The 24,474-nt window shown below is 51.7% G+C and carries 25 protein-coding genes; 8 read left to right on the top strand and 17 right to left on the bottom strand.

Going from position 1 to position 24,474, the window contains the following annotated elements; genetic code table 11:
- Nucleotides 1–42: 42 nt before the first annotated feature.
- The 4 genes from BS639_RS20745 to mutY form a co-directional block, all read right to left on the bottom strand.
- Nucleotides 43–1,407, bottom strand: a complete 1,365-nt coding sequence (locus BS639_RS20745) for a hypothetical protein (protein WP_139804162.1) — start codon at nucleotides 1,405–1,407, stop codon at nucleotides 43–45.
- Nucleotides 1,408–1,626: 219 nt separating this feature from the next.
- A complete protein-coding gene (gene mltC, locus BS639_RS20740; RefSeq protein ID WP_055781923.1) occupies nucleotides 1,627–2,706 on the bottom strand; it encodes a membrane-bound lytic murein transglycosylase MltC in 1,080 nt (359 codons plus the stop codon).
- A gap of 85 nt (nucleotides 2,707–2,791) precedes the next feature.
- The gene (locus tag BS639_RS20735; protein ID WP_055781919.1) at nucleotides 2,792–3,064 is read right to left on the bottom strand and encodes an oxidative damage protection protein; all 273 of its coding nucleotides are present in this window, start codon (nucleotides 3,062–3,064) and stop codon (nucleotides 2,792–2,794) included.
- Between the two features lie 92 nt (nucleotides 3,065–3,156).
- On the bottom strand, nucleotides 3,157–4,209 hold the full coding sequence (gene mutY / locus BS639_RS20730) for an A/G-specific adenine glycosylase (protein WP_139804163.1): 1,053 nt from the start codon (nucleotides 4,207–4,209) through the stop codon (nucleotides 3,157–3,159).
- A 216-nt stretch (nucleotides 4,210–4,425) separates the two neighbouring features.
- On the opposite strand from mutY, the gene trmB reads away from it, so the two are divergent.
- The 4 genes from trmB to BS639_RS20710 all read left to right on the top strand — a co-directional run bounded on the left by trmB (nucleotide 4,426) and on the right by BS639_RS20710 (nucleotide 7,281).
- On the top strand, nucleotides 4,426–5,145 hold the full coding sequence (gene trmB / locus BS639_RS20725) for a tRNA (guanosine(46)-N7)-methyltransferase TrmB (protein WP_055781912.1): 720 nt from the start codon (nucleotides 4,426–4,428) through the stop codon (nucleotides 5,143–5,145).
- The gene (locus BS639_RS20720) at nucleotides 5,145–5,471 is read left to right on the top strand and encodes a YggL family protein (RefSeq protein WP_055781908.1); all 327 of its coding nucleotides are present in this window, start codon (nucleotides 5,145–5,147) and stop codon (nucleotides 5,469–5,471) included. The genes trmB and BS639_RS20720 overlap by 1 nt, the downstream gene beginning before the upstream one ends.
- 75 nt (nucleotides 5,472–5,546) lie before the next feature.
- The gene (gene glsB, locus BS639_RS20715) at nucleotides 5,547–6,473 is read left to right on the top strand and encodes a glutaminase B (protein ID WP_084984197.1); all 927 of its coding nucleotides are present in this window, start codon (nucleotides 5,547–5,549) and stop codon (nucleotides 6,471–6,473) included.
- Nucleotides 6,474–6,528: 55 nt separating this feature from the next.
- The gene (locus tag BS639_RS20710; protein ID WP_055781902.1) at nucleotides 6,529–7,281 is read left to right on the top strand and encodes a YggN family protein; all 753 of its coding nucleotides are present in this window, start codon (nucleotides 6,529–6,531) and stop codon (nucleotides 7,279–7,281) included.
- A gap of 486 nt (nucleotides 7,282–7,767) precedes the next feature.
- On the opposite strand, the gene hemW is transcribed toward BS639_RS20710, so the two are convergent.
- The 5 genes from hemW to BS639_RS20685 all read right to left on the bottom strand — a co-directional run bounded on the left by hemW (nucleotide 7,768) and on the right by BS639_RS20685 (nucleotide 11,909).
- Complete coding sequence (gene hemW, locus BS639_RS20705) at nucleotides 7,768–8,904, bottom strand: radical SAM family heme chaperone HemW (protein ID WP_055781901.1); 1,137 nt, start codon at nucleotides 8,902–8,904, stop codon at nucleotides 7,768–7,770.
- Nucleotides 8,897–9,505, bottom strand: coding sequence for an XTP/dITP diphosphatase (locus BS639_RS20700; protein WP_055781898.1), 609 nt, complete (start codon nucleotides 9,503–9,505; stop codon nucleotides 8,897–8,899). Before BS639_RS20700 ends, hemW begins: the two co-directional genes overlap by 8 nt.
- Before the next feature lie 94 nt (nucleotides 9,506–9,599).
- Complete coding sequence (locus BS639_RS20695) at nucleotides 9,600–10,154, bottom strand: YggT family protein (RefSeq protein ID WP_055781895.1); 555 nt, start codon at nucleotides 10,152–10,154, stop codon at nucleotides 9,600–9,602.
- A gap of 132 nt (nucleotides 10,155–10,286) precedes the next feature.
- Nucleotides 10,287–11,108, bottom strand: a complete 822-nt coding sequence (gene proC, locus BS639_RS20690; protein WP_084984196.1) for a pyrroline-5-carboxylate reductase — start codon at nucleotides 11,106–11,108, stop codon at nucleotides 10,287–10,289.
- A gap of 87 nt (nucleotides 11,109–11,195) precedes the next feature.
- Nucleotides 11,196–11,909, bottom strand: a complete 714-nt coding sequence (locus BS639_RS20685; RefSeq protein WP_084984195.1) for a YggS family pyridoxal phosphate-dependent enzyme — start codon at nucleotides 11,907–11,909, stop codon at nucleotides 11,196–11,198.
- A gap of 21 nt (nucleotides 11,910–11,930) precedes the next feature.
- Between BS639_RS20685 and BS639_RS20680 the strand changes: the two genes are divergently transcribed.
- Entirely contained in the window at nucleotides 11,931–12,923 is a 993-nt protein-coding gene (locus tag BS639_RS20680; protein ID WP_084984194.1) for a type IV pilus twitching motility protein PilT, read from the top strand.
- Between the two features lie 19 nt (nucleotides 12,924–12,942).
- On the opposite strand, the gene ruvX is transcribed toward BS639_RS20680, so the two are convergent.
- From ruvX to metK, 8 genes are all read right to left on the bottom strand, one after another.
- A complete protein-coding gene (gene ruvX / locus BS639_RS20675; protein ID WP_055781883.1) occupies nucleotides 12,943–13,371 on the bottom strand; it encodes a Holliday junction resolvase RuvX in 429 nt (142 codons plus the stop codon).
- Complete coding sequence (locus BS639_RS20670) at nucleotides 13,371–13,934, bottom strand: YqgE/AlgH family protein (RefSeq protein WP_055781880.1); 564 nt, start codon at nucleotides 13,932–13,934, stop codon at nucleotides 13,371–13,373. The genes ruvX and BS639_RS20670 overlap by 1 nt, the downstream gene beginning before the upstream one ends.
- Nucleotides 13,935–14,007: 73 nt before the next feature.
- Nucleotides 14,008–14,961 carry a glutathione synthase gene (gene gshB / locus BS639_RS20665; RefSeq protein WP_055781877.1) on the bottom strand — a complete coding sequence of 318 codons (954 nt, stop codon included), beginning with the start codon at nucleotides 14,959–14,961 and terminating at the stop codon, nucleotides 14,008–14,010.
- Nucleotides 14,962–14,984: 23 nt separating this feature from the next.
- Nucleotides 14,985–15,716 (bottom strand): 16S rRNA (uracil(1498)-N(3))-methyltransferase, encoded by a 732-nt coding sequence (gene rsmE / locus BS639_RS20660; RefSeq protein ID WP_084984193.1) that lies wholly within the window; start codon nucleotides 15,714–15,716, stop codon nucleotides 14,985–14,987.
- Nucleotides 15,717–15,840: 124 nt separating this feature from the next.
- Nucleotides 15,841–16,557, bottom strand: a complete 717-nt coding sequence (gene endA, locus BS639_RS20655) for a deoxyribonuclease I (protein WP_084984192.1) — start codon at nucleotides 16,555–16,557, stop codon at nucleotides 15,841–15,843.
- A gap of 121 nt (nucleotides 16,558–16,678) precedes the next feature.
- A complete protein-coding gene (locus tag BS639_RS20650) occupies nucleotides 16,679–17,185 on the bottom strand; it encodes a SprT family zinc-dependent metalloprotease (RefSeq protein ID WP_055781870.1) in 507 nt (168 codons plus the stop codon).
- Between the two features lie 111 nt (nucleotides 17,186–17,296).
- Nucleotides 17,297–18,694 (bottom strand): sugar porter family MFS transporter, encoded by a 1,398-nt coding sequence (locus BS639_RS20645; protein ID WP_084984191.1) that lies wholly within the window; start codon nucleotides 18,692–18,694, stop codon nucleotides 17,297–17,299.
- Between the two features lie 391 nt (nucleotides 18,695–19,085).
- The gene (gene metK, locus BS639_RS20640) at nucleotides 19,086–20,237 is read right to left on the bottom strand and encodes a methionine adenosyltransferase (protein WP_084984190.1); all 1,152 of its coding nucleotides are present in this window, start codon (nucleotides 20,235–20,237) and stop codon (nucleotides 19,086–19,088) included.
- An 867-nt stretch (nucleotides 20,238–21,104) separates the two neighbouring features.
- Between metK and speA the strand changes: the two genes are divergently transcribed.
- The 3 genes from speA to BS639_RS25315 all read left to right on the top strand — a co-directional run.
- On the top strand, nucleotides 21,105–23,090 hold the full coding sequence (gene speA / locus BS639_RS20635) for a biosynthetic arginine decarboxylase (RefSeq protein WP_055781861.1): 1,986 nt from the start codon (nucleotides 21,105–21,107) through the stop codon (nucleotides 23,088–23,090).
- Nucleotides 23,091–23,157: 67 nt separating this feature from the next.
- Nucleotides 23,158–24,084 carry an agmatinase gene (gene speB, locus BS639_RS20630; protein ID WP_055781858.1) on the top strand — a complete coding sequence of 309 codons (927 nt, stop codon included), beginning with the start codon at nucleotides 23,158–23,160 and terminating at the stop codon, nucleotides 24,082–24,084.
- Nucleotides 24,085–24,411: 327 nt separating this feature from the next.
- On the top strand, nucleotides 24,412–24,474 hold a 63-nt coding region (locus BS639_RS25315), incomplete at its 3' end, for a hypothetical protein (protein ID WP_374193410.1).

Here is a 24,474-nt window from a genome sequence, read left to right as displayed (position 1 = left end):
TTAAAACGGAGCTTTTTAGCTCCGTTTTTTTATTAAGAGAGATCAGCAATCCGAGTCGATCGGACTCTTTTTTGTGTCATCACGCCCGGCTACGGTTGCCACAAACAGCGGATAAAGCGTACCCAGTACCCCAGATGTCAATATATCGTTGAGTTGAACTAAAGTTGTGTCGTCAAAATAGTGTGCAAAAGCCGTTTCCAGCGAGGAGGCGGTCAGTATGGGTGTATTCATTAACGCCGTCCGAGCCGCTAGAGCATTAAATAGCGTGTTGAAGATCTGTTGGCGATCGGGCAAGCCGACCTCTAGGTGGTTACGTAACTCGGTGCCGGTTTGCAAGCTGTTCAATCCGCTGAACACCATAGCATCCAGTATTTCTCCCGGTGTGTTCAGTCCAGCTCTCGATAGATCGTTTATTACCGTATCTGCAAACGTGCAATCCCGTAATGCGGCGGCGGCGCCTGAGGGCGAAGCCAGATAGGACATGGCCGATGAGGTACCAATCTGATTGGGAATGTACAGCGCAGCAGTACCGAGCGTGCTCCCAAGGTGTACCTGGGTGTTGTCACTTAGGCGGAAAATAGACTGTCCGCATTCGCGAAGCACGCTGTAGGCGTGGAAAGAGATAAGCGTTGAGGCTAATCCTGCCAGTACGCCTGTTGTTCCTGCGGCAATCAGCGCTGCGCTCGATATCACTACGTTAAAAGCTCGCGCAAATTGCGTCAAGGCGGTCGCTGTGCCTTGCATATAATCACGTATGCCGCCCCCCAGATTGAGCAGCAGCGGAACCGTTCCGGCAAATAATGCCAGCGTCATTCGCGTCATTTTGCTGGCTGAGCAAGTCTCTAGGCCAGATTCAATAAAATAAGCCACCATTTGCCGCAAAAGGGTGGGGATGGCGACGCAGATAACACTTCGCAGGGCGATATTCTTGGTATTGTGCAAGTATCTCGCTAGCCTCCCGTCATTAGAAAGATGTAATACCTGCCTTAATCGCAGCCAACAGCCCGCACTGTCGGCTTTAAAATGAATCGGCGTCAGGCAATTTTGGTCCAAAACGTTCAGTGCCTGACACACTTCATGGTCAACCACGGGTTCACTCTTCATGATGTAATCGGCTAAGGCTTTTTGGAGATGTAAGCCTTCAACGGATGACTGCGAAAATAAGTCTGCCGACTGCGCTTCGGCAGCCTGCAAAATGTCATCCAGGACTTTCAGCGTGGTGTCGACTTCTTCATCGGGAGGCGCGTGCATGGCCTTAATCAATTGGCGGGTAAGGCCGTGGCTACTTAGCGCCAGATCCAAGTAATCCAGTCTGCTGCTTGCTGACCGTGTTGGTGGGGGAAGTGGGATATTTTGAGCGGAAAGAGAACGCTGAATAACCGGCAAAAAGAGTGAGTTTATGGGCATGTTATATCCGTAAAAAATTCACCGCAAAAGCAGTAGTTTTTGATTGAAATGGGAGGAAGGCGATAACTAACAGGCACGTGTTAACGGTTGGTGCAGTCAATAAATATAAGACGGTTTCACAGACTGATTTTCATAATTCGCTCAAAGTTATAAAAATTGAGCAAAAAAAAAGGAGACCCGCTGAGGTCTCCGTTTCATATGTTTTAAATTACAGGCTGGCTAGTCGGTGCGACGATAGCTTTTCTGAGTATTGTTTACTTTGTACAGATAACGACGCGATTCACCGGATGGATGACGGCTGACCAGCGTGTCGTAAACGTCGCCCGGCGACATATTGTTAATCATGTTAAACGCCTGCGTTTTATCACTCGAGAAGACGCGAAGCACGCTTCCCGCACCGCCGTTATAGGCGGTAATTACCGCATAACGTCTCGAGGTCGGGTTAGCAATTCCGGCCAGGTAGGAGTTCTGTAAAATCGCCAGATACGCCGTGCCAGTGTTAATATTATTTGCTGGATCAAACAGGTAGCTTCTGCTTGGCTTGCCCCATTTCCCTTCCGATTTAAAGACGTCAGCGCCGGCTGAATGCTGTACTACCTGCATCAGACCCAAGGCGTCGGCATTGCTGACCGCATACGGGTTAAACGCAGATTCGGTTTGCATAATGGCCAAGATCAGTGACTGATCGACGCCGTATCTCGCGGCGGCTTCACGCACCAGCGGCAGATATTTATGCGCACGTTTGTCTAGGTGGTTTGGCACCATCTGAATGGTTACGGAGTAAATAATGTGCATGCCGGACTGGCGCTGTTGCAGTTTATACTGCAACAAATAGTTGGCGAAACTGGTCGCACGGCCCTGCCAGCGAATAGGTTGCCCGGTGTTGTCCAGCACCTGACCGTAAAGCATGGGTTCTTTACTGATTTGAATATCATTGGCGTCGGAGTAAAGGTCTACGCCGCTGGCATCTTCGCCCACCAACAGGGTTTTCACTATCGCCTGACGCAGTTTGTCGGCAGGGTCGAGGCCTGAAATAGTTTCGATAGTGATGGTACCCGCCTCAAAGTTAATGTGGCTGCGGGTTTCATACTGATCGCTATATTTTACGTAGTCTTTTGGACCGGCGATCAGAACTTCATTCATGCCCCAGATGTTTTCAATATTGTGGGCAAATTGGCCCATCAAAATGTCAAAACCGTTGGTGTCTTTGACGTAAGCTTCGTTAAAAAGGTCTTTTTTATTGCTCGAGCAGGAAATCAGGAGAGGCGCGATAACCAGCAACGCTAAAATTTTCTTCATCTTAATAGCCATATCGTGATGAAAAATAGGGCCATCGTCCGTTTAGACGCTAGCCCCAATCATAAATACCCGAGGGTATTGGGTTTTACTGTGAAGGTGGGGTGTAACCTTCGATATGCACATCATGGCCTTCGAACAAGAATTTGATCATCTCCTGCTCCAGCAGTTTGCGGTCTTCAGGATTCATCATGCTTAATTTTTTTTCGTTGATGAGCATGGTTTGTTTTTTCATCCACTCTGACCAGGCTTCTTTAGAAATTTCGTTGAAGATGCGTTTACCTACTTCGCCCGGATAGAGCTGAAAATCCTGGCCTTCTGCTTCTTTGTTCAAGAACGTACAAAAAATTGTTCTGCTCATACTTAATTCCTCATCAATGGCCCAGTGGCCAGACTCTACCCTGCTAAAGAAATAATCTTATTTTTATTCAGCAGGTTAGGGTTAAAATTTTGTTATCGGGGCAGATCTTTTGCCAGTTGATTCAGCAAACGCTCAACCGGAGCCGCTAGCCCGACAGACTGTGGCTGCGCTAAGTTATACCAGAGACCCGAGCCTTCATCCATGCAACCCGCTGCTGACTCGATATTTACCCACATTGGCACGATATCTAAGTGGAAATGACTGAAAGTGTGGCGAAAAGCAATCCCCTGCTGCATTGATTTGCGTGGTACGTCGTACTTCTTGCCACCAACAAGCAGTTCGTCTTCGCTGGTGAACTGCGGGAAACAGAACAGGCCGCCCCATAGGCCAACCGGCGGCCGCTGCTCGAGCCAGACGTTGTTGCCCTGCTGAATCATCAGCATCCAGGCCGTTTTCTCTGGCAGCGTTTTCTTCGGTTTTTTACCCGGATAGTTGGCCCAGCTGTGGTTGGCGTAGGCGACGCAGCCAAAGCTTAGCGGACAAAGCTCGCACTTTGGCCGCGAACGGGTGCAAACCATCGCGCCGAGGTCCATCATTGCCTGATTAAACTGCTCAACGCCCACCGCTGGCGTGACGTCTTCACTGATTTTCCACAGCCGGTTTTCAACTTTTTTCTCGCCCGGCCAACCTTCGATAGCATAACTGCGGGCTAAAACGCGTTTAACGTTGCCGTCGAGGATCGGATAATGTTGGCCTAATGAAAGAGACAGGATGGCCCCAGCGGTGGATCTGCCAACGCCCGGCAGGGCATGAACTTCTTCAAAAGTGGTCGGGAATTCACCGTTATGTTGTGCCACAATAGTCTGCGCGGCCTTGTGCAAGTTGCGGGCGCGGGCGTAGTAGCCCAGTCCGGTCCACAGGTGCAGAACCTCATCAAGTGGGGCGGCGGCCAAAGCACTAACAGTGGGGAAAATCGCCATAAAGCGCTGAAAATAAGGAATAACGGTCGCCACCTGAGTTTGTTGCAACATCACCTCAGAGAGCCAGACTTTATAGGGTGTTTTTTCGAGCTGCCACGGCAGGGTCTTGCGACCATAGCGTTGATACCAATCGAGTACCGCAGGCGCGAACCGATGCGCGTCCATCATAGGCGTTTTGCAGCCTCCGTCGGGGGTTAAAATTCAGCTAAGGATTGCAGCATAGAGTCTGTGAGCTGTAAACCGGAACTTTCCTTCACTTGCATTCATTTACACGCAAAGTGGTAACAAAGTATCCGATTTTAAACGATCGCTTGCTAAAGCTGGGTATCTTTGGATAATGCGCCTTTCCCTAAATTTATCGCCAGACAGATAGAAAGCATTATGAAAAATGACGTCATTTCACCGGAGTTTGATGAAAACGGTCGCGCTATGCGCCGTATCCGCAGTTTTGTACGCCGTCAAGGGCGTCTGACTAAAGGTCAGCAGCATGCGCTAGATACTCTCTGGCCGGTGATGGGCGTAGAATATCAGTCGCAGCCTGTCGAGATTGCCTCGCTGTTTGGTCGCGAAGCACACACTGTGCTGGAAATTGGTTTTGGAATGGGCACCTCGCTGGTGACTATGGCCCAGCAGCATCCTGAACAAAACTTTATTGGTATTGAGGTGCATTCACCGGGCGTGGGTGCATGCCTGGCTACGGCGCAGGAAGAGGGCGTCGACAATTTGCGCGTTATGTGTCACGACGCAGTTGAAGTACTCGAGACCATGATCCCCGATGGCTCGTTGGACATGGTGCAGCTATTCTTTCCTGACCCTTGGCACAAAGCGCGCCACAACAAGCGCCGTATCGTTCAGACGCCGTTCGTTGAACTGGTGCGCCGTAAATTAAAGCTGGGTGGTGTGTTCCATATGGCAACTGACTGGGAACCTTATGCCGAGCACATGCTCGAAGTGATGACCCGCGTTGAGACCTATGGCAATCTGTCGGCGGAAGGCAACTATGTGCCACGTCCAGAATCGCGCCCGGTAACCAAGTTCGAAATGCGTGGCCAACGTTTAGGCCACGGCGTATGGGATCTGATGTTTGAGAGGAAGCAATAATGGCTAAGAATCGTAGTCGTCGTTTACGTAAGAAGTTACACATTGAAGAGTTTCAAGAGCTGGGTTTCTCAGTAAAATGGCGCTTCCCTGAGGGAACTGACGTTGAGACTATCGACGCGGCGCTGGACACCTTCATCGAAGGCGCGATTGAGCCAAGTAAACTGGCCTTTGACGGTAGCGGTTATCTGCAGTGGGAAGGATTGGTTTGCCTGCAGGAAATTGGGCTTTGCACCGACGAACATCGTGAGTTGGTGAAAAAATGGTTGGAAGACCATAAAATGCAGGACGTTGAAGTTAGCGAACTGTTCGATATCTGGTGGGATTGATTTTCTCATTCTGAATCTCTGAATCAGTTATCTAAAGCGCCTTCATGGCGCTTTTATTATTTAAAGGGAATAACGGTGTCGACTGAATTAGATAACGGCCTGCTGGATGAGATCCTTTCACAGGTGCGGCCTTTGATTGGGCAGGGAAAAGTGGCGGACTATATTCCGGCGCTGGCGACTGTTGACCCTCAAAACCTGGGGATTGCAGTGTGTACGGTAGACGGCCAGCAATTTTATGCCGGTGATGCCCACACCCGTTTCTCTATTCAGTCTATTTCCAAAGTGCTGAGCCTGACCCTGGCGATGAGCCGCTATGAAGAGCATGAAATCTGGCAGCGGGTGGGCAAAGAGCCTTCCGGGCAGCCGTTTAACTCCCTGGTGCAGCTCGAGCTGGAAAAGGGCAAGCCGCGTAATCCGTTTATCAATCCGGGCGCGCTGGTAATTTGCGATATGCTGCAAACGCGTCTCGCAGCGCCCAAACAGCGCATGCTAGAAGTGGTTCGCCAACTTGCGGATGAACAAGACATTCATTACGATCCGCTGGTGGCGCGCTCCGAATTTGAACATTCGGATCGCAACGCTGCTATCGCTTATCTGATGAAATCATTTGGTAATTTTGAAAATGACGTCATCACCGTTCTACAGACCTATTTTAACTACTGCTCGCTCAAAATGAGCTGCTGTGAACTGGCGCGTACTTTCCTTTATCTGGTTAACAAAGGCGTGCCGCCCGGCAGTGATCAACCGCTGATTGAGTCCTCTCAGGCTAGGCATATCAATGCGTTAATGGTCACAAGCGGCATGTACGATGGTGCCGGGGAGTTTGCCTATCGGGTGGGAATGCCGGGTAAATCTGGGGTGGGTGGCGGCATTATTGCCGTCGTGCCAGAAGAGATGTGTATTGCCGTCTGGTCGCCAGAGCTTGATACCGCAGGGAACTCTTTGGCAGGAACCGCTGCCTTAGAACTATTGGCGCAGCGCATTGGCCGTTCGATATTTTAAATCAGTGCAGCCAGCTAGGTTTTGCTCGCTGCCTGTATGACCTAAGGGAGTTACCATGTTTACAAGAACGTCAGCAAAAGCGTTAACAAAAAGCGGATTGAAACACGGTCTGGTCGGTCTGATTGCCTTGACGGCGCTGCAGGCTCACGCAGAATTTCAATGCAGTGCCAAACCGCAGGACGACATTGTTATCAAGCCGCAAACGGTGCAGGTTGTCGGTGCCAGCGGTAACCTGCTGATTTCCCCAAACGGTGACCTGACCCAGAATGGAAAAGAAGTTTCTCTGACGGCGAAACAGCGTCAGGAAGCGATTGATTATCAGGCCGCGCTGCGTCGTGATCTGCCGTGGATCGATCAGGGTGCCAAAGCACACCTTGAAAAGGCTCGCGTGGCGATGGACGGCGTTATCGTTAAGCAATTGGGTGCCGACAGTAACGTACGCAACCGCCTAACCACGCTTGACGGCCAGCTTAAGCAGCAGATGAACCGCATTATCGAGCACCGCTCAGACGGGCTGACTTTCCACCATCAGGCTATCGACAAGGTGCAGCAAGACGGTCAGCACCTGGTTGAGCAAACCATGGGCGGCGTGATGCAGGACAGCATGAACGAAATGGGTACGCGTCAGGTGGCCAGCGGCGGGAATCCTTTACAGGCGATGATGAGCAATCTCGGCGGGTTGCAGCAGGCGGTTCAGGCCGAATGGAAAAGACAGCAGGGCGAGTTTGAAGGTTTTGGCCACAGTGTCTGTAATCGCGTGACCTCACTTGAAGAGCAGCGTCGCGAACTGTTGGCAGATATTAAGTAATTCAACCGCGTTTGTTTGGGTGCGCGCGATTGCCCCCACCCTAACCCTCCCCCATTTTGGGGGAGGGGATTAAAATCTGAGGTAGAGTCTCCCTTGCAGAATGGGGGATTAAAATCTGAGTGAGTGTTTTCCTTGTAAAATGTGGGATTAAAATCTGAGTGAGAGTCTTCCTTGCAGAATGTAGGATTAAAATCTGAGTGAGAGTCTTCCTTGCAGAATGTAGGATTAAAATCTGAGTGAGAGTCTTCCTTGCAGAATGTGGGATTAAAATCTGAGTGAGAGTCTTCCTTGCAGAATGTAGGATTAAAATCTGAGTGAGAGTCTTCCTTGCAGAATGTAGGATTAAAATCTGAGTGAGAGTCTTCCTTGCAGAATGGGGGATTAAAATCTGATTTTTTGAAGGTTATGCTTCTTTCCAGAAAGGATTTTTTTGATCCCTTCCCCCACTTTTTTCAGTGGGGGAAGGTTAGGATGGGGGAGAAGCAACTAATCAGCCAAAAACAGCTCCAGCAGTGAGTTCAGGAACAACTTTCCCTTCTCGGTAATCTGCCAGTGCGTGGCTGTCTCAACCAAGTACTCCTTGGCGATTGCATCGTCGAGCTGCGCACGAATGGCAGACTCCTCCAATCCAGTATAAATCGCAAACTCTTCACGCGGTGCCGCTTCAAGCAGTCGGAATCGATTCATAAAGAACTCGAACGGCAGCTCTTTGCTCTCAACCTCATGCTGTTTGTCCATGTAACGGCCCTGCATATAGCCACGCGGATGTTTAGTTTTCACCGTACGCAGAATGCGACCATCGGACTGAGTCAGCTTGCCGTGTGCGCCACAGCCCACGCCGAGGTAATCACCAAAGCGCCAATAGTTAAGGTTGTGCTGGCACTGATAGCCCGGCTTGGCATAGGCTGAGGTTTCGTACTGCTGATACCCGGCGGCGGTCAACAGTTGGTCACCTTGTTCGAAGATATCCCACAGCGCATCGTCGTCCGGTAATACCGGCGTTTTGTAGGCAAACAAAGTGTTAGGTTCAATGGTCAGCTGATACCACGAAAGATGCGGCGGGTTGAGCGCTATGGCCTGACGCAAATCGTCGAGCGCCTGTTCCAGCGTCTGGTTCGGCAGGCCGTGCATCAGGTCGAGGTTAAAGCTGCGCAGGCCTAAGTCGGTCGCCAGATGTGCCGCGCGTTTCGCTTCCTCTGGTCCGTGGATGCGGCCAAGGCGCTCAAGTTTTTCAGCGCTAAAGCTCTGCACGCCGATAGAGATACGGTTCACACCGGCACGCTGATAGGCGCTAAATCTGTCGGCTTCAACGGTGCCCGGGTTCGCTTCCATCGTGATTTCAGCATCGGCAGCCACTGGCAGGCGGGCGCGAACGCCGTCGAGCAGGTTTTGCATTGCTTCGCTGCTCAGCAGGCTCGGCGTACCTCCGCCAATAAAAATAGTGTCTACCGTGCGGCCAGAAGTCAGATGCAGGTCGGCGTCCAGGTCCGCAAGCAGATGGGCTACGTAGTCATCATGCGGCACCTCGCCCTTGAGGGCGTGCGAGTTGAAATCGCAATACGGGCATTTCTGCACACACCACGGGATATGCAGATAAAGACTTAACGGAGGCAGCTTACGCATTTTTTTCAGCAGCCCCGGACATGGCTTGCAGTAACTGAGCCAACGCTAAGCCACGGTGAGACACCGCGCTTTTTTCTTCGCGCGTCAGCTCTGCGGCCGTTTTGCCCAAGGCGGGAACATAAAAGATCGGGTCGTAACCAAAACCCCCTTCGCCCGCGGGTGAGCGAATGATTTCACCGGCCCAACTGCCGTGACAAACCAGTGGCGTAGGGTCTTCTGCATGACGCATATACACCAACACACAGTGGAACTGCGCCTGACGCTGGCCTTCCGGCACGTTTTTTAGCGCATCCAGCAGTTTCTCGAGGTTCTTCTGGTCAGTGGCACCTTCACCGGAATAACGCGCAGAGTAAATTCCCGGCGCACCCCCGAGAAAATCGACCGCCAGTCCCGAATCATCGGCGATGGCAGGCAGTCCTGTTATCTCAGCCGCATGGCGTGCTTTGAGGATCGCATTTTCGATAAAAGTCAGGCCAGTTTCGTCGGCGTCATCAACGCCCAGCTCGGTTTGAGCCACAACGTCAAGCCCAAAGTTGGCGAGTATCGACGCGAGTTCACGCACTTTTCCGGGGTTGCCAGTGGCCAGTACTACTTTTTGCATTTCTACTTCCTGAAATTAAAATATTTACGCGGCGAACAGCACAACGAGTTGATAAACAACCCGCGACTGCCCGCCGCGTTTTAGCGACTGCGGATCACAGCAGGAACCAGAGCTCGCCCAACAAATCCATGCCGAGATAATTCAGCATATAAAGAATAAGGATAACCACCATCGCAGAGAAGTCGATGCCGCCCATCGCCGGAATAATTCGACGAATGGGTGCCATCAGCGGTTCGGTCAGTTGCATCAGCACGTAATCCATCGCGCCGCGTCCCTGACTTACCCAGCTCATTAGCGAGCGGATAATGATAAGCCAGAACACCAGATAACCGGCGGACTTCACCAACGCTATCAGGCCAAACAATAGGTTATACGGACTCAGCGATATTCCACCGCCCTGAACCAGCAGCAGCAGCGGGTACTTAATCGTCATGAGCAAGAAAGCCAGCAGCAGCGATGCACTGTCGATAGGCCCCAGCGGTGGAATGACCCGGCGCATCGGCGCAATGATCGGCTGGGTTATTTTAACAACAAACTGCGAGAATGGATTGTAAAAATCAGTTCTCGCCCACTGCATCCAGATGCGTAAAAGTAAAACCATGACATAGAGGTCAATCAGTGTTTTGACCAGGAAAGTCAGCGTGAGCATAAATAACCTTATTCTTGTGATCGATAATCCAAAGCTTTACTTTGAATTACTTCAATTTTTTCCCTAAACGGTGTTGACCTGCGTCGGCAGGCCAACGTTAAGACTAACAGCCAAAATATTTACAGCAGCAGACTAGAAAAGTTTTTCCATTTCCTGTGCGCGGGTAATCGCTGCCTGCATTGCTTCGGCAACGATAGCCGACAGTTCGCGCTCATTAAATACCTTTAATGCTTCAAAGGTGGTGCCGCCTTTGGACGTCACGTTTTCACGCAGCGTAGACAGTGGCGTTTCAGGATTAGCTTCAACCAGCGCCGCCGCGCCGCTCGCCGCCTGCTGCACCAGCAGGCGTGCTGTATCGGCACTCAGGCCCTGACGCTGTGCTTCCTGCTGCATCGCCTCCATAAACAGGAAGAAATAGGCTGGCGCACTGCCCGCGGCGGCAATAACGTGATTGATCCCTTCTTCGGTGTCAACCCAGCACACTTTTCCTACCGCCGACATCAGTTCGCTGCTGAAATCTCGGTCCTGCTGGCCAACGTGCTCTGGCGCATACAGTCCGCTCATGCCTTTACCCACCAGTGAGGGCGTATTAGGCATCACGCGCACAATGTTTAGCCCGTTGCCCAGCAGTGCGATAAAGCGTGCGACGCTTACGCCAGCGGCAATCGACAGCACCAGCTTGCCGCTGAAATCGACTTGCTTTTGCAGCTCGCTGCACACGTCGGCCATCAGTTGCGGTTTAACGGCCAATACCACAACGTCGGCTTCTTTGGCGCAGGTGATATTTTCGCTGCTGCTGCGTGTACCGTACTTTTCTGCCAGCGCATCACGATTCTTGCCCGATGGCGCGCAGACACTGATCAAATCAGCCGGATATCCGCTGGTAACCAGTCCTGCGATAATTGCCCCTGCCATGTTGCCGGCGCCGATAAAGCATATTTTACGATGTTGCATGTGAACAGTGCTCCTTTCTACCCGTCGTACTTAACGCTGTAGCGATGCTACAGGTCCTGATACTGGGTTCGCAGTTTTGAATTTATCTTACGCCGAATAGTCACGGGCACCGAAAATAGCGGTGCCGATACGGACCATGGTGCTGCCCGCGGCGATGGCGGCGGGCATGTCGTCGGTCATTCCCATTGAAAGCGTATCGACCTGTGGATAGTGCTGCTTCAACTGGTTATAAGCCTCGGTCATTTGGCTGAAAACGGCCAACTGACGCGAATATTCACTCTCGGCGGCCGGGATAGCCATTAACCCGCGCAGAGTAAGATTTTGCATGGCGGCAATCTCTGCGGCCAGCTGTGAAACTTCTGACAGGGTAATCCCCGATTTACTTTGCTCATCGCTGATATTCACCTGAATCAGCACTTGTAGCGGTGCTCTGCCCGCAGGACGCTGCTCGTTAAGACGTTGAGCAATCTTCAGGCGGTCTATGGTATGGCACCAATCAAAGCTCTCGGAGACCAGGCGACTTTTATTGGACTGTAAAGGACCAATAAAGTGCCAGACCAGCGGCGGCTGATGACCAGCAAAGGCGGCCACCTTTTCTACGCCTTCCTGAACATAGTTCTCACCAAAGGCCAGTTGCCCGGCGGCGATCGCTTCTTCGATAGCGCTCGCAGGTTTGGTTTTGCTGACTGCAAGCAGAGTCACTTCTTCTGGAGCGCGCGCGCAAAGGGCGGCAGAAGAAGCGATACGTTCTCTGACTTGCTGTAGATTTTCCGCAATAGCTGAATGCTGACGTTGGTTCATATTCGCTCAGGAGGTTTTAAAATGGATATCAATAATTTTGTGGAGCTTAGTGTAAAGCAAAATGCTTCTGATCTGCACCTTTGTACCGGACAACGCCCGATGTTACGCATTGACGGCGAGCTGACGACCGATGAATTAAGCACACCTTTAACCCATGAGCAGCTGGCGGCGCTAAGTGAGGCCTGGCTCGACAGTGGTCGATTGTACGAGCTGCGACACAAGGGGCACGCGGACGCCGCTGTGACCCTCGCCAGCGGCAGGCGCGTGCGGGTCAATTTTTTTCGCCAGTTTGCCGGGCTTTCTCTGGCACTGCGGCCGCTGCCCCAGCACTGCCCAAACCTTTCAGATCTGCAAGCTCCCGAGGTATTACGCACCCTTAGCGAACAGGAAGATGGTCTGATTCTGATTACCGGCGCAACCGGCAGCGGTAAATCGACCACGCTTGCCGCCGTGATAGGTTATCTCAATCAAACTCGCACTCGGCACATTATCACGTTGGAAGACCCGATTGAATTTTTGCATAACAGCCAGCGTTGTTTAATTCAGCAGCGGGAAATGGGCACTCACACGCCATGCTTTACCGAGGCGATACGTGCCGCACTGCGCGAGGACCCTGACGTGCTGCTGCTGGGAGAGCTGCGCGACACACAGAGTATCAGGTTGGCACTCACTGCAGCAGAAACAGGGCATCTGGTATTGGCTACGCTACATGCCCGCCACGCGGCTCAGGCAGTAGATCGCTTGATTGACGTTTTTCCCGCCGAGGAAAAAGCTTTTGTGCGCGCCCAGTTAGCGGGCAGCCTGCGCGGTATTCTGGCGCAAAGGTTAGTGGCGAGCAGGCAAGGGGGAAGGGTTGCGCTGTATGAGATGCTGACTTCAACCCCGGCGGTGTGTAATTTGATTCGTGAGGGTAAAACGCATCAGTTGCAGGACAGCCTGCAAACCGGTTCAGGGGCCGGAATGCAGACTTTTGAGCAGAGCAGGCAGCAGCGGAGTGATTCAGGATTGCTTTAAGGCTGAGGGAAATGGCCCTTTAGGGCTTATTCCATTGATTCTCAAACCAGCTTTCAAGAATAATTACTGCCGACGCGGCATCAACGCTGCCTTTGTCCAACGCACGAAATCCCCCGCGCTCGAACAAGTCCGCGCGTGCTTCAACCGTGCTGAGGCGCTCATCGTGCAGCTCAACCTGAACGCCAAAACGGCCATGCAGGCGGTTGGCGAATTTGCGAGCTCTGGCAGTCAATGGCTGCTCGGTACCGTCCATATTGAGCGGCAGACCAACGATAACCAGGTCAGGCAGCCACTCTTTAAGCAGTTTTTCTATTTTCTGCCAATCTGGCGTGCCGTCCTGCGCTTTGAAGGACGTTAGCGGGCGCGCAGTGCCGGTCACTTCCTGGCCGATAGCAAGGCCGATACTTTTAGTGCCAAAGTCGAAGGCAAAAAGCGTGCGGTTGCCCATTATGCGTGGCCTGCGTGGGTGGCAAGCTGGCTGACTTCAATGCCAATCATTTTGGCTGCTTCACGCCAGCGGTCGGCAATCGGCGTTCTGAAAATAATATCGCTGTTGGCTTCGATGGTCAGCCAGCTGTTATTTAACAGCTCCTGTTCTAGCTGACCCTGTTCCCAGGCCGCATAGCCCAGCGCAACCAGCACGTCTTTCGGTTGGTCAGGGGTGCCTAAGGTTTCAAGCACGTCTTTCGAGGTGGTTATCATTGTGTGTTCAGAAATCTGAATACTTGAACCAAAGCCTTTACGCGGCGTATGCAGAATGAATCCCCGATCGTCAGCCAGCGGGCCACCCGAAAATACTGGACGGTCGAGGTTAATCGCTGGGTCACGCGGCATTGGGTTGATGTCTAACTTATCTAATACATTCTTGACGGTAAAATCGTCGACAAGTTTATTGATCACCAGGCCCATTGCGCCGTCGTCGTTGTGTTCACACACGTAGATAACTGAACGTTTGAACAGAGGTTCTTCCAGTCCAGGCATGGCAATAAGAAAGTGATGCTGTAGATTCATAAATGTTTGAATACTTTATTGTTGGCTATAAAAATAGCAGGCGGCAAAGTGTCTTGCCGCCATTAATGACATATTAACGTGCAGCGAGACGGACTTCGATGGCATCCATCAACATTCCGGTAATGGAGATATCCGGGAATGCGGCTTCGATTTCACGTACACAGGTTGGGCTGGTCACGTTAATTTCGGTCAGGCGATCGCCGATGATGTCCAGACCGACAAAGATTAGGCCTTTTTTCTTCAACGTAGGAGCAACGGCACGCGCAATTGCCCAGTCGCTTTCACTTAACGGACGCGCTTCGCCACGGCCACCGGCGGCCAGGTTACCTCGGGTTTCGCCCTGAGAAGGGATCCGCGCCAAGCAGTAAGGCACCGGTTCACCGTCGACAACCAGAACGCGCTTGTCACCATCTTTAATGGCTGGCAGGTAATTTTGCGCCATGCAATAGCGGCTGCCGTGTTCGGTCAGGGTTTCAATCACCACCGATACGTTGGCGTCTTCCGGCTTGAGACGGAAAATCGACGCGCCACCCATGCCGTCGAGCGGCTTAAGGATGACGTCGGTATGTTCTTTATAAAAAGTTTTCAACTGGGAAGCATTACGCGTGACCAGCGTGTCCGGCGTTAATTCAGGGAACCAGGCGGTAAACAGCTTTTCGTTACAGTCGCGCAGGCTCTGCGGTTTATTAACGATAAGCGTGCCTTTCTCTTCTGCGCGCTCAAGAATATAGGTCGCGTAGATAAACTCGGTGTCAAACGGCGGATCTTTACGCATTAGCACGACGTCAAGGTCATGCAGCGCGATGTCCTGTTCGTCGCCGAACTGATACCAGTTTTCGTAATCTTGCTTAACCAACAGCTTGCGGGTTTGTGCACGACCTTCTCCGCCGCGCAGATAAAGAGAGTTCATCTCCATATAATGCAGTTCATAGCCGCGACGCTGAGCTTCCAGCAACATGGCGAAGCTGGTGTCTTTCTTGATATTGATGGATGAAATCGGGTCCATCACGATGCCAAGCTTAATCATCTTCTCTCCTTTAGAGACTGCTTCTAGCCCAAGTCACCAAAACGCACCTGCAGGGCGGTTATGGCGGTGAGCGCTGTAGTTTCTGTGCGTAAAACGCGCGGTCCCAACAGGATATCAGTAAATCCGTAGCCCGTGGTCATCGCAATTTCGTCGGCGGAAAGTCCGCCTTCAGGACCAATCAATAATCGCACACGTTCTACCGGCAGTGGCAGCGTATTTATGCTGTGGCTGGCGCGAGGATGTAAATTTAGCTTCAAACTGTTGTCCGGTTCGGCGCACCACTGCTCGAGCGACATCGCTTCACGTATTTCAGGCACGCGGTTTCTTCCGCACTGTTCGCAGGCGGCAATGGCAATTTTCTGCCACTGTTGCAGCTTTTTGGTGAGCCTTTCGCCGTCCAGTTTAACGCCACAGCGCTCTGAAAACAGCGGCGTGATGGTATTTACGCCCAGTTCGATAGATTTTTGGATGGTGAATTCCATCTTCTCACCGCGAGAAATAACCTGACCCAGATGCAGATTCAGCGGTGATTCATTATCGGCCAACTCTGCGTCGGCAAGCTGCACGTGCACGCTTTTCTTGTCAACGTGAGTGATGCTGGCGTCGAATACTTGGTTTGAACCGTCGAACAGCTGAACGTGCTGACCAGGCTGCATGCGCAGTACGCGGCCCACGTGGTTGGCGGCGTCTTCGCTCAGTGCGACTTCGCTGTGTGCGATAAGTTGCTCGGGGTGATAAATGCGCGGTATTCGCATGTGAGACGGTAGTCCTTATGTAGTCCTAAAATACAAAACAGCCCCTTGGGGCTGTTGGGCAGCACGCTCGGCTGTTCATCGAGACGGAGCGTGCATGGCAGCCAGAGCAGGGAGATATAGTAGGTTAGCTGTTTCCCCGCTGGCAAGCCTGCTGAACATAGTTGTTATGATTCCCCTGCACCGCGGCAATGCGATTATCGCGTTCACACTCCCACACAGTGACCGGATAGAGCTTGTCCCAGGCGGTGAACAGCTGCGTTTGCTGGCGTGACAGGCTGAGTTGATAGCGGTCGCGCATATAAAAATAGGTGCGTGCAATGGCACCGCGAGCGCGAGCGGGAGGCTCCGCAGCCTTGTTTTTGAAATCAACTTTCATCTCGCAGCGGCCATACTGGTCGGCAGGCGCGTTCCACTGACTGTACTGAAAGTTGTTGCGATCGCCATTCACTTCACCGATTGCGGGTTGCAGATTATGCAGGTCCGTTTCAATCTGGCGATACCCTGCATCTTTTGCACAATTTTTTCTGCCGCCGTTTTGCCAGCACTGACGCTGGTGGCCAAACTCCCACGCCGGAACCACGTGTTCCCATTCAATGCGTTCGGCTCGTTGGGCACTTTTGCGCGGAACATAGCCGCAGGATTGCAGGTCCGGCGTGCCTTTCTTACCGGTCCAGCTGACTTTGCAGCCACAGTAAAAAGTCGGTGCATCGTGGTTTATTTTTACCGCCGCGGCCTTCGCCTGGCTGAAATTATTGATTTTGATATTGTCGTTTGAACGACCAAGCGAGCTAAAAGAGGAGAAAGCGATGAGTGACAACAACAGCCAGATTTTGCGAGACATATTCCAGAACAGCCTAATAACCAAAAGCAGGCAGGGTAGCGGATGCCCCACGCGCTATCAATGAGATAATAGATATATTTTAACGAGTTAGCCGCTGCGGTTAGGCAACGCTTTTAGCGCTTTAATGGCTTTTGAAACGCAGTAGCGTACCGCAGTGGCTGCAGCGATATTCAGCCTCTTTGCGCATTACCTTATTATGACGACGTACCGTTAGCTGATGATCACGGCACTCGCACAGATAGGGGTAGGTTTTGCTCTGCACCGAGGTGACGGTGAACGGGTGCGTGCGGCGGGGGGGAACGCCTAAAATTGACTCCATCATCCAGCGCCATTCTTTCCCGTGGGGAGCAGCGGCGCGACCAAAACGGCGATAAACCAGCAAATGGGCCAGTTCGTGTGGTACCACTTCATCGATAAATTGTTGCTGATTTTCTATCAACAGCACCGGATTGAGCCGTATCTGCCAATATTGCAGGTAGGCAGTGCCAGCGCTGGTGCCGCGTTGCTGATAGTTGATTTCAGGCTCTGGATAGGTGGTATCCAGCTTCTGGTTAGCAAGTTGCAGTTTTTCTCGCATACAGCGCATAACAGCTTGTTGCAAGGCTATGGGGAGTCTGGTGCTTTTCATATTTTAAAGCATAAATCCGACAGTGAGGTTTGTGCAAGAACATTGGTGGGCAAAAAAATAAAGGCACTCAATGAGTGCCTTTATAGATGTTATTCAACAAGCCTAAGCGCGTTATTCGCCGATGTTTTTCAGCGCTTTACCGCTCATCAGGTTACGTTCGATGTGTTCCAGAGAAACGTTTTTGGTTTCAGGAATAAGCGCCAGAGTGATGAAGATAAACACCAGGTTCAGTGCGCCATAAACCCAGAAGGTATTGGCGTTGCCCAGATTATCCAGCATGGTCAGGAAGGTTGCACCGACGATCATGTTGGCAATCCAGTTAGTAGCAGTTGACACAGTGATACCGAAATCGCGGCCTTTAAGCGGCTGAATTTCAGAACACAGTACCCAAATCAACGGACCGGCGCTCATTGCGAAGCCGACAATAAACATCAGCAGCATGGCGATAGAGAAGTATTTGGCACCCATGGACTCTACGCCAATGTGCAGCATGGTGCCCAACACGCCCATACCTACTGCCATGACCAGGAAGCCCAGAATCAGCGTAGGCTTGCGTCCCCAGCGGTCAACCAGGCCGATGGCGATAAAGGTGGCCAATACGTTAACCAGACCGACGATAACCGTGCCCCACATCTGCTGTGAATTGCTGGCAAAACCAGCCAAACCGAAGATTTTTGGTGCGTAGTACATGATGACGTTCATGCCGGTAAACTGCTGCATAACTTGCAACAGGATGCCGAGATATACCGCGCGGCGGAAGTTTTTATTGGCCGTGAACAGTGACCAGCCGCCTTGTTTCACTTTCAGGCTTTCACGGATTTCATTCAGCTCTTTTTTGGCCTGCTCGCTGGTGTCGCGCAGTTTTTCGAGCACGCGACGTGCTTTATCATCGTTGCCACGGGCCGCCAACCAGCGCGGACTGTCAGGCAGGAAGAACACACCGATCAGTAACAGCAGGGCCGGAATAGTAATCACGCCCAGCATCCAGCGCCATGCGCCGGTGTAACTAAAGCCGGTATCAGACAGATAGGCTGCCAGAATACCGATGGTTATCATCAGCTGGTACATAGAAATCATGCTGCCGCGAATTTTTTCTGGCGCAATTTCAGAAAGATACAGCGGTGCGGTATAAGACGCTACGCCAACTGCCAGACCCAAGATAACGCGTGCGATAACCAGAACTTCAGTGTTCGGCGCTAAGGCAGAAGCCAGTGAACCGATAACAAACAGCACGGCACCGATCATCAGGCTGTATTTACGGCCTATGCGGAAGTTCATCCAACCACTGCCGATGGCACCCACTGCGGCACCAAACATCATTGAACTGACCACCCATTCTTGCTGATGGCTTGAAATTTGGAAGTCGTGACTGATAAACGGAAGGGCACCTGCTATTACACCAATGTCCAGACCGAACAGCAGCCCAGCCAATGCGGCGAGAAAACAGACAAAAAAAGTCACACTCTTATTAGAGCGCTTCCCTGCCTTATATGACGTTGAGTTACTCATCCTGCCTCCGAAAAATGGCTATAATACTTTGCCAGCTATGTTATTTGCCCTTGCCCCGCGGTAAAGTGCGCCAGATCACAGAGTTGTAATCGCTTACACTTAAACGTACTTGGACAAACGGGTTCTGGCGAGCTTTTTTATGACGTTGTCTAGGTGGGCGCGTTAGCGATGTAGAGTTTTAGTCTATCCCTTGATTTAAATCAATCAATTCCTGTGGAAGTGTTATTTATTATTTCTGTAATTTACTAATTAGTAAGCATTTATATTCTGTAACCGTTTTCATTTTAGACTAATTCTTAATAATAGCGTGGCGTTATTGGACATAAAAAAACCCTGCCATGTATGGGCAGGGTTGTGCTGTTAACAGAGACGAATGATACCGTCTAATCAACTATAGGCCGGCAGCTTCACGTAACTGAGCGGCTTTGTCGATTTTTTCCCAAGGGAAATGTTCACGACCGAAGTGACCGTAAGCCGCCGTCTCTTTGTAGATTGGGTGCAGCAGGTCAAGCATCTGAATCAAACCGTATGGGCGCAGGTCGAAGAACTCGCGAACCAGCAAAGTCAGCTGCTCGTTAGAGATTTTACCCGTACCGAAGGTTTCAACCATGATAGAGGTAGGTTCTGCAACGCCGATTGCGTAGGAAACCTGGATTTCACAACGGTCAGCCAGGCCAGCAGCAACGATGTTTTTAGCAACGTAGCGTGCAGCATAAGCAGCAGAACGGTCAACCTTGGAAGGATCCTTACCGGAAAAAGCACCGCCGCCGTGACGCGCCATGCCGCCGTAGGTATCAACGATAATTTTACGGCCGGTCAGACCGCAGTCACCCATTGGGCCGCCGATAACAAAACGGCCCGTCGGATTGATGTGATATTTGGTTGAAGCGTTCAGCCATTCAGTCGGCAGAACCGGCTTGATGATTTCTTCCATCACGGCTTCTTGCAGATCTTTCAGGCTGACGTCTTCTGAGTGCTGAGTAGACAGCACAACGGCGTCAATGCCGACGATTTTTCCGTCGTCATACTGGAAAGTGATCTGGCTTTTTGCATCTGGACGCAGCCAAGGCAGTGAGCCTGATTTACGTACCGCAGCCTGTTGCTGCACCAAACGGTGGGCGTAGGTCACTGGCGCTGGCATCAACACGTCGGTTTCGTTGGTTGCATAACCAAACATTAGGCCCTGGTCACCAGCGCCTTGCTCAAGGGGATCGCTGCGGTCAACGCCCTGATTGATATCGGGAGATTGCTTACCAATAGCGCTCAGCACGGCGCAAGAGTTGGCGTCAAAGCCCATTTCAGAGTTGACGTATCCGATTTCACGGATGGTATTACGGGTAATCTCTTCGATGTCTACCCAAGCACTGGTAGTCACTTCGCCACCCACTAAAACCATGCCAGTTTTAACGTAGGTTTCGCACGCTACGCGCGCTTTTGGATCTTGTTCTAAAATCGCGTCGAGAACGGCATCAGAGATTTGGTCTGCGATTTTGTCTGGATGTCCTTCTGAAACAGATTCGGACGTAAAGAGGTGTTTAGCCATTATCTTCTTTACCTTTCATACGACGGTTAGAGATTGCTGCCAAGCTAGGCAACTTGAAAAAGGACAGATTTGAAGCCCATCCTGAAGCCGTTTGACGGTTTGTCAGAGTATACTCCAAATCGCTTTGGGTATGGACGGATTAACATCTGGATGGCTATTTTAGGACAGCTTTTAATGTGATTGCCAGCCCTTTTTTACTGCAGTCGTATTCATATTGTGCCGAATTTGCGTGACATTCACTGTTCGAAACAGCTTTGACCTCATTTTCATTTTGCATTTTTACAGGGTTATCGGTATAAACGCCCCCGCGCTGCCATCTTTCATCTTTAGGCGATTACGCAGCGTATTCCAGTAATTACTGTTCTCTTTTGCCCTATATTTGGCTGGATGCTCGCACTTTTGCGTGGCACCTGTGGAGGTGGTTAAGTTAATGACCCACTTTTTACCGCTTGTTACATTTCAACAGCATCCCCAGCAGACGCATTTTATTTCTGCGTCCCACCACTGTGAAAAAATTCTGTCATCTATCCGATGTTATAAACAGCGTGTCTCTACACGGCTGTCTTATAGACAGGTCAGTCACAGACATCTCGGTGCTACTCAAGATTCTCGGGCCGGCTAAACGCCATTTCTTCCCAAATTATTGATGTAGCCTGCAACCTTTGGGGGTAGTTCTCCCATGGTTTCTTCTGACTCGCTCCACGGAGTCTGACAACGTGATTTACAATTATATGAGTGAACAACTTTTTTTCAGGGTTGAGCGTCCGGTTTTTGCTGCGCGTTTCTCGGCTTTGTCTGGGTTGTTCTCACCTGTTGTTACTGCGATAGTGGCTGGCCATGCTGTCAGTGTAGAAAAGGGTATTAACTATGTCTGATGACATGCATTCCCACCGTCCGTCTCATGCGGGCGACAGTGTTTCTTTGCGCTCCATGCAGGAGGTTGCCGTGAACGACCGTGATGCCAGCAAAATGCTGCGCACTTATAACGTTGCCTATTGGGGCAATAATTACTATGACGTCAATGAGTTAGGGCATATCAGCGTCTGTCCCGATCCGGACGTACCCGAGGCTCGCGTCGACCTGGCACAGTTGGTAAAAGACTTGCGCGAGCAGGACGGTCAACGTCTGCCTGCGCTGTTCTGTTTCCCACAAATTTTACAACACCGTCTGCGCTCGATTAACGGAGCGTTTAAGCGCGCCCGTGAGTCATTTGGCTACGAGGGTGACTATTTCCTGGTTTATCCCATCAAGGTAAACCAGCACCGTCGCGTGATTGAGTCACTGGTTGAATCCGGTGAACCGCTGGGCTTGGAGGCCGGTTCTAAAGCTGAGCTGATGGCCGTTCTGGCGCACGCGGGCATGACCCGTTCGGTTATCGTGTGTAACGGCTATAAAGATCGTGAGTATATTCGCCTGGCGCTGATCGGCGAGAAGCTGGGTCACAAGGTCTATTTGGTTATTGAAAAAATGACCGAGATTAAGCTGGTGCTTGAAGAAGCCGAACGCCTGAACGTTATCCCGCGTCTTGGCGTGCGTGCGCGTCTTTCTTCGCAAGGTTCAGGCAAGTGGCAGTCAAGCGGCGGCGAAAAATCCAAATTTGGTCTGGCGGCTGCGCAGGTTCTGCAACTGGTAGAAATGCTGCGTGACGCAGATCGCCTCGACAGTCTTCAGTTGCTGCACTTCCATCTCGGTTCACAGCTGTCGAACATTCGCGACATCTCTACCGGCGTACGTGAGTCGGCGCGCTTCTACGTCGAACTGCACAAGCTCGGTGTGAACATTCAGTGCTTCGACGTCGGCGGCGGTTTGGGCGTGGACTATGAAGGTACGCGTTCGCAGTCTGACTGCTCGGTAAACTATGGTCTGAACGAATACGCCAACAACGTTATCTGGGGTATTGGCGACGCCTGTAATGAGCACGGCCTGCCGCACCCAACGGTGATAACGGAATCGGGACGTGCGGTTACCGCACACCACACGGTGCTGGTTTCCAACGTTATTGGCGTTGAGCGTAATGAATTTACGCCGCCGGTGGCACCCGCTGAAGACGCACCGCGTGCGCTGCTGAGCCTGTGGGACACCTGGAACGAGATGCACGACCCGGAGAACCGTCGTTCGCTGCGCGAGTGGCTGCACGACTGCCAGATGGACCTGCACGACGTTCACTCGCAGTATGCACACGGAATTCTCGACCTGACCCAGCGCGCTTGGGCGGAAGAAATCTACCTCAATATCTGCAACGTTATTCAGAAGCAGCTTGATCCAAGCAACCGCGCGCACCGTCCTATTATTGATGAGTTGCAGGAGCGCATGGCCGACAAGCTCTACGTTAACTTCTCGCTGTTCCAGTCAATGCCGGATGCCTGGGGTATTGACCAGCTGTTCCCGGTTCTGCCGCTGGAAGGCCTCGACAAGCCACCGGTTGGCCGCGCCGTGCTGCTCGACATCACCTGCGACTCCGACGGGACAATCGATCACTACGTTGACGGTGACGGTGTGGCAACCACCATGCCAATGCCGCCGTATGATCCTGAAAATCCGCCGGCGCTGGGCTTCTTTATGGTGGGCGCCTACCAGGAAATTCTTGGCAACATGCACAACCTGTTCGGCGATACTGCTGCGGTAGACGTATTTGTCTTCCCTGACGGCAGCGTTGAGGTGCAGCAGTCCGACGAGGGCGATACCGTGGCGGACATGTTGGAATACGTGCAGCTGGACCCTAACGTGCTGCTCACCCGTTTCCGCGACCAGGTTAAAGAAACCGACCTCGATGCAGGACTTCAGGCGCAGTTTATCGAAGAGTTCGAGAGCGGCCTGTACGGTTACACTTATTTAGAAGACGACAACATTTAAGCAACGGCTGAGAACCATGGCCTCGCGGAACATCACTCGCGCGAGGCTTTTATATAAAGGATAAGTTATGAGCACTTTGGGGCATAAGTTTGATAACTCGCTAGTTTCCAACGCGTTTGGTTTCCTGCGTTTTCCGGTGAATTTTGAGCCATACGACAGCGATGCCGAGTGGGTTATCACCGGTATTCCTTTCGATATGGCCACCTCTGGCCGTTCTGGCTCACGCCTTGGCCCGGCGGCTATCCGTCAGGTGTCTGTTAATCTGGCGTGGGAAGGTAAGCGCTGGCCGTGGGATTTCGACCTGCGCGATCGTCTCAACGTGGTTGACTGTGGCGACGTCGTATACGAATTCGGTGATGCACAAAGCCTGGTGAATAACCTAGAAGAGCACGCAGATAAACTGCTGGCTTCGGGTAAACGCATGCTGTCTTTCGGTGGCGACCACTTCGTGACCCTGCCGCTGCTGCGTTCTCACTTTAAAAAGTTCGGTAAAATGGCGCTGGTTCACTTTGATGCGCACACCGATACCTACTCCAACGGCAGTAAATTTGACCACGGCACTATGTTCTATCATGCGCCGAAAGAGGGTCTGATCTCTGCTGAAAACTCGGTACAGATTGGTATCCGCACTGAGTTTGATAAAGACCTGGGATTCACCGTATTAGACGCAGCGCAGGTGAATGACCGCACCGTTGACGATATTCTGGCGCAGGTTAAGCAGATCGTCGGTGATTTGCCGGTTTACCTAAGCTTTGACATCGACTGTCTAGATCCGGCGCACGCTCCGGGAACGGGCACGCCGGTGATTGGCGGACTGACCTCTGACCGTGCGTTGAAACTGGTGCGTGGCCTGAAAAATCTGGACCTCGACATTGTGGGCATGGACATCGTTGAAGTTGCTCCAGCCTACGACCAGTCAGACATTACTGCACTGGCCGCGGCGACGCTCGCTCTGGAAATGCTTCACGTGCAGGCCGATAAAAAAGGCGCATAATTTTTCAGACGCTAGCCGTTAACCAAAATCAGGACCCGGCCGCGCTGGGTCTTTTTGTTTCTTTCTGCTTTGATTTCTTCGCGAAATTTCTAAAACGGCAGCGAAAGTTTTTATAAAACGACCTCCCAAACAACATCTCCTTATAAGCCGTGTGCCAAGATTGGTTTTTACCAGCGGGGGCGATATAGTTGGGTAGACTAAAAACTCTATGCCCCCAGCGCCGCTTCGATAAGTGTGTCCCGTGCAGTAATAGAGATTGCCGTTTTAATACGTAGTCTGAGAAAATGATTTTTTCGACTGCTTTTTTAATCCGACCTGGAGTAGAACATGTCCTCTCGTAAAGAGCTTGCGAACGCTATCCGCGCACTCAGCATGGACGCCGTGCAGAAA

This window comes from Rouxiella silvae (genome assembly GCF_002093625.1).
Lineage (GTDB): Bacteria > Pseudomonadota > Gammaproteobacteria > Enterobacterales > Enterobacteriaceae > Rouxiella > Rouxiella silvae.
The sequence above is the reverse complement of the archived record's forward strand: the minus strand, read 5'-3'. Positions and strand labels throughout refer to the sequence as shown.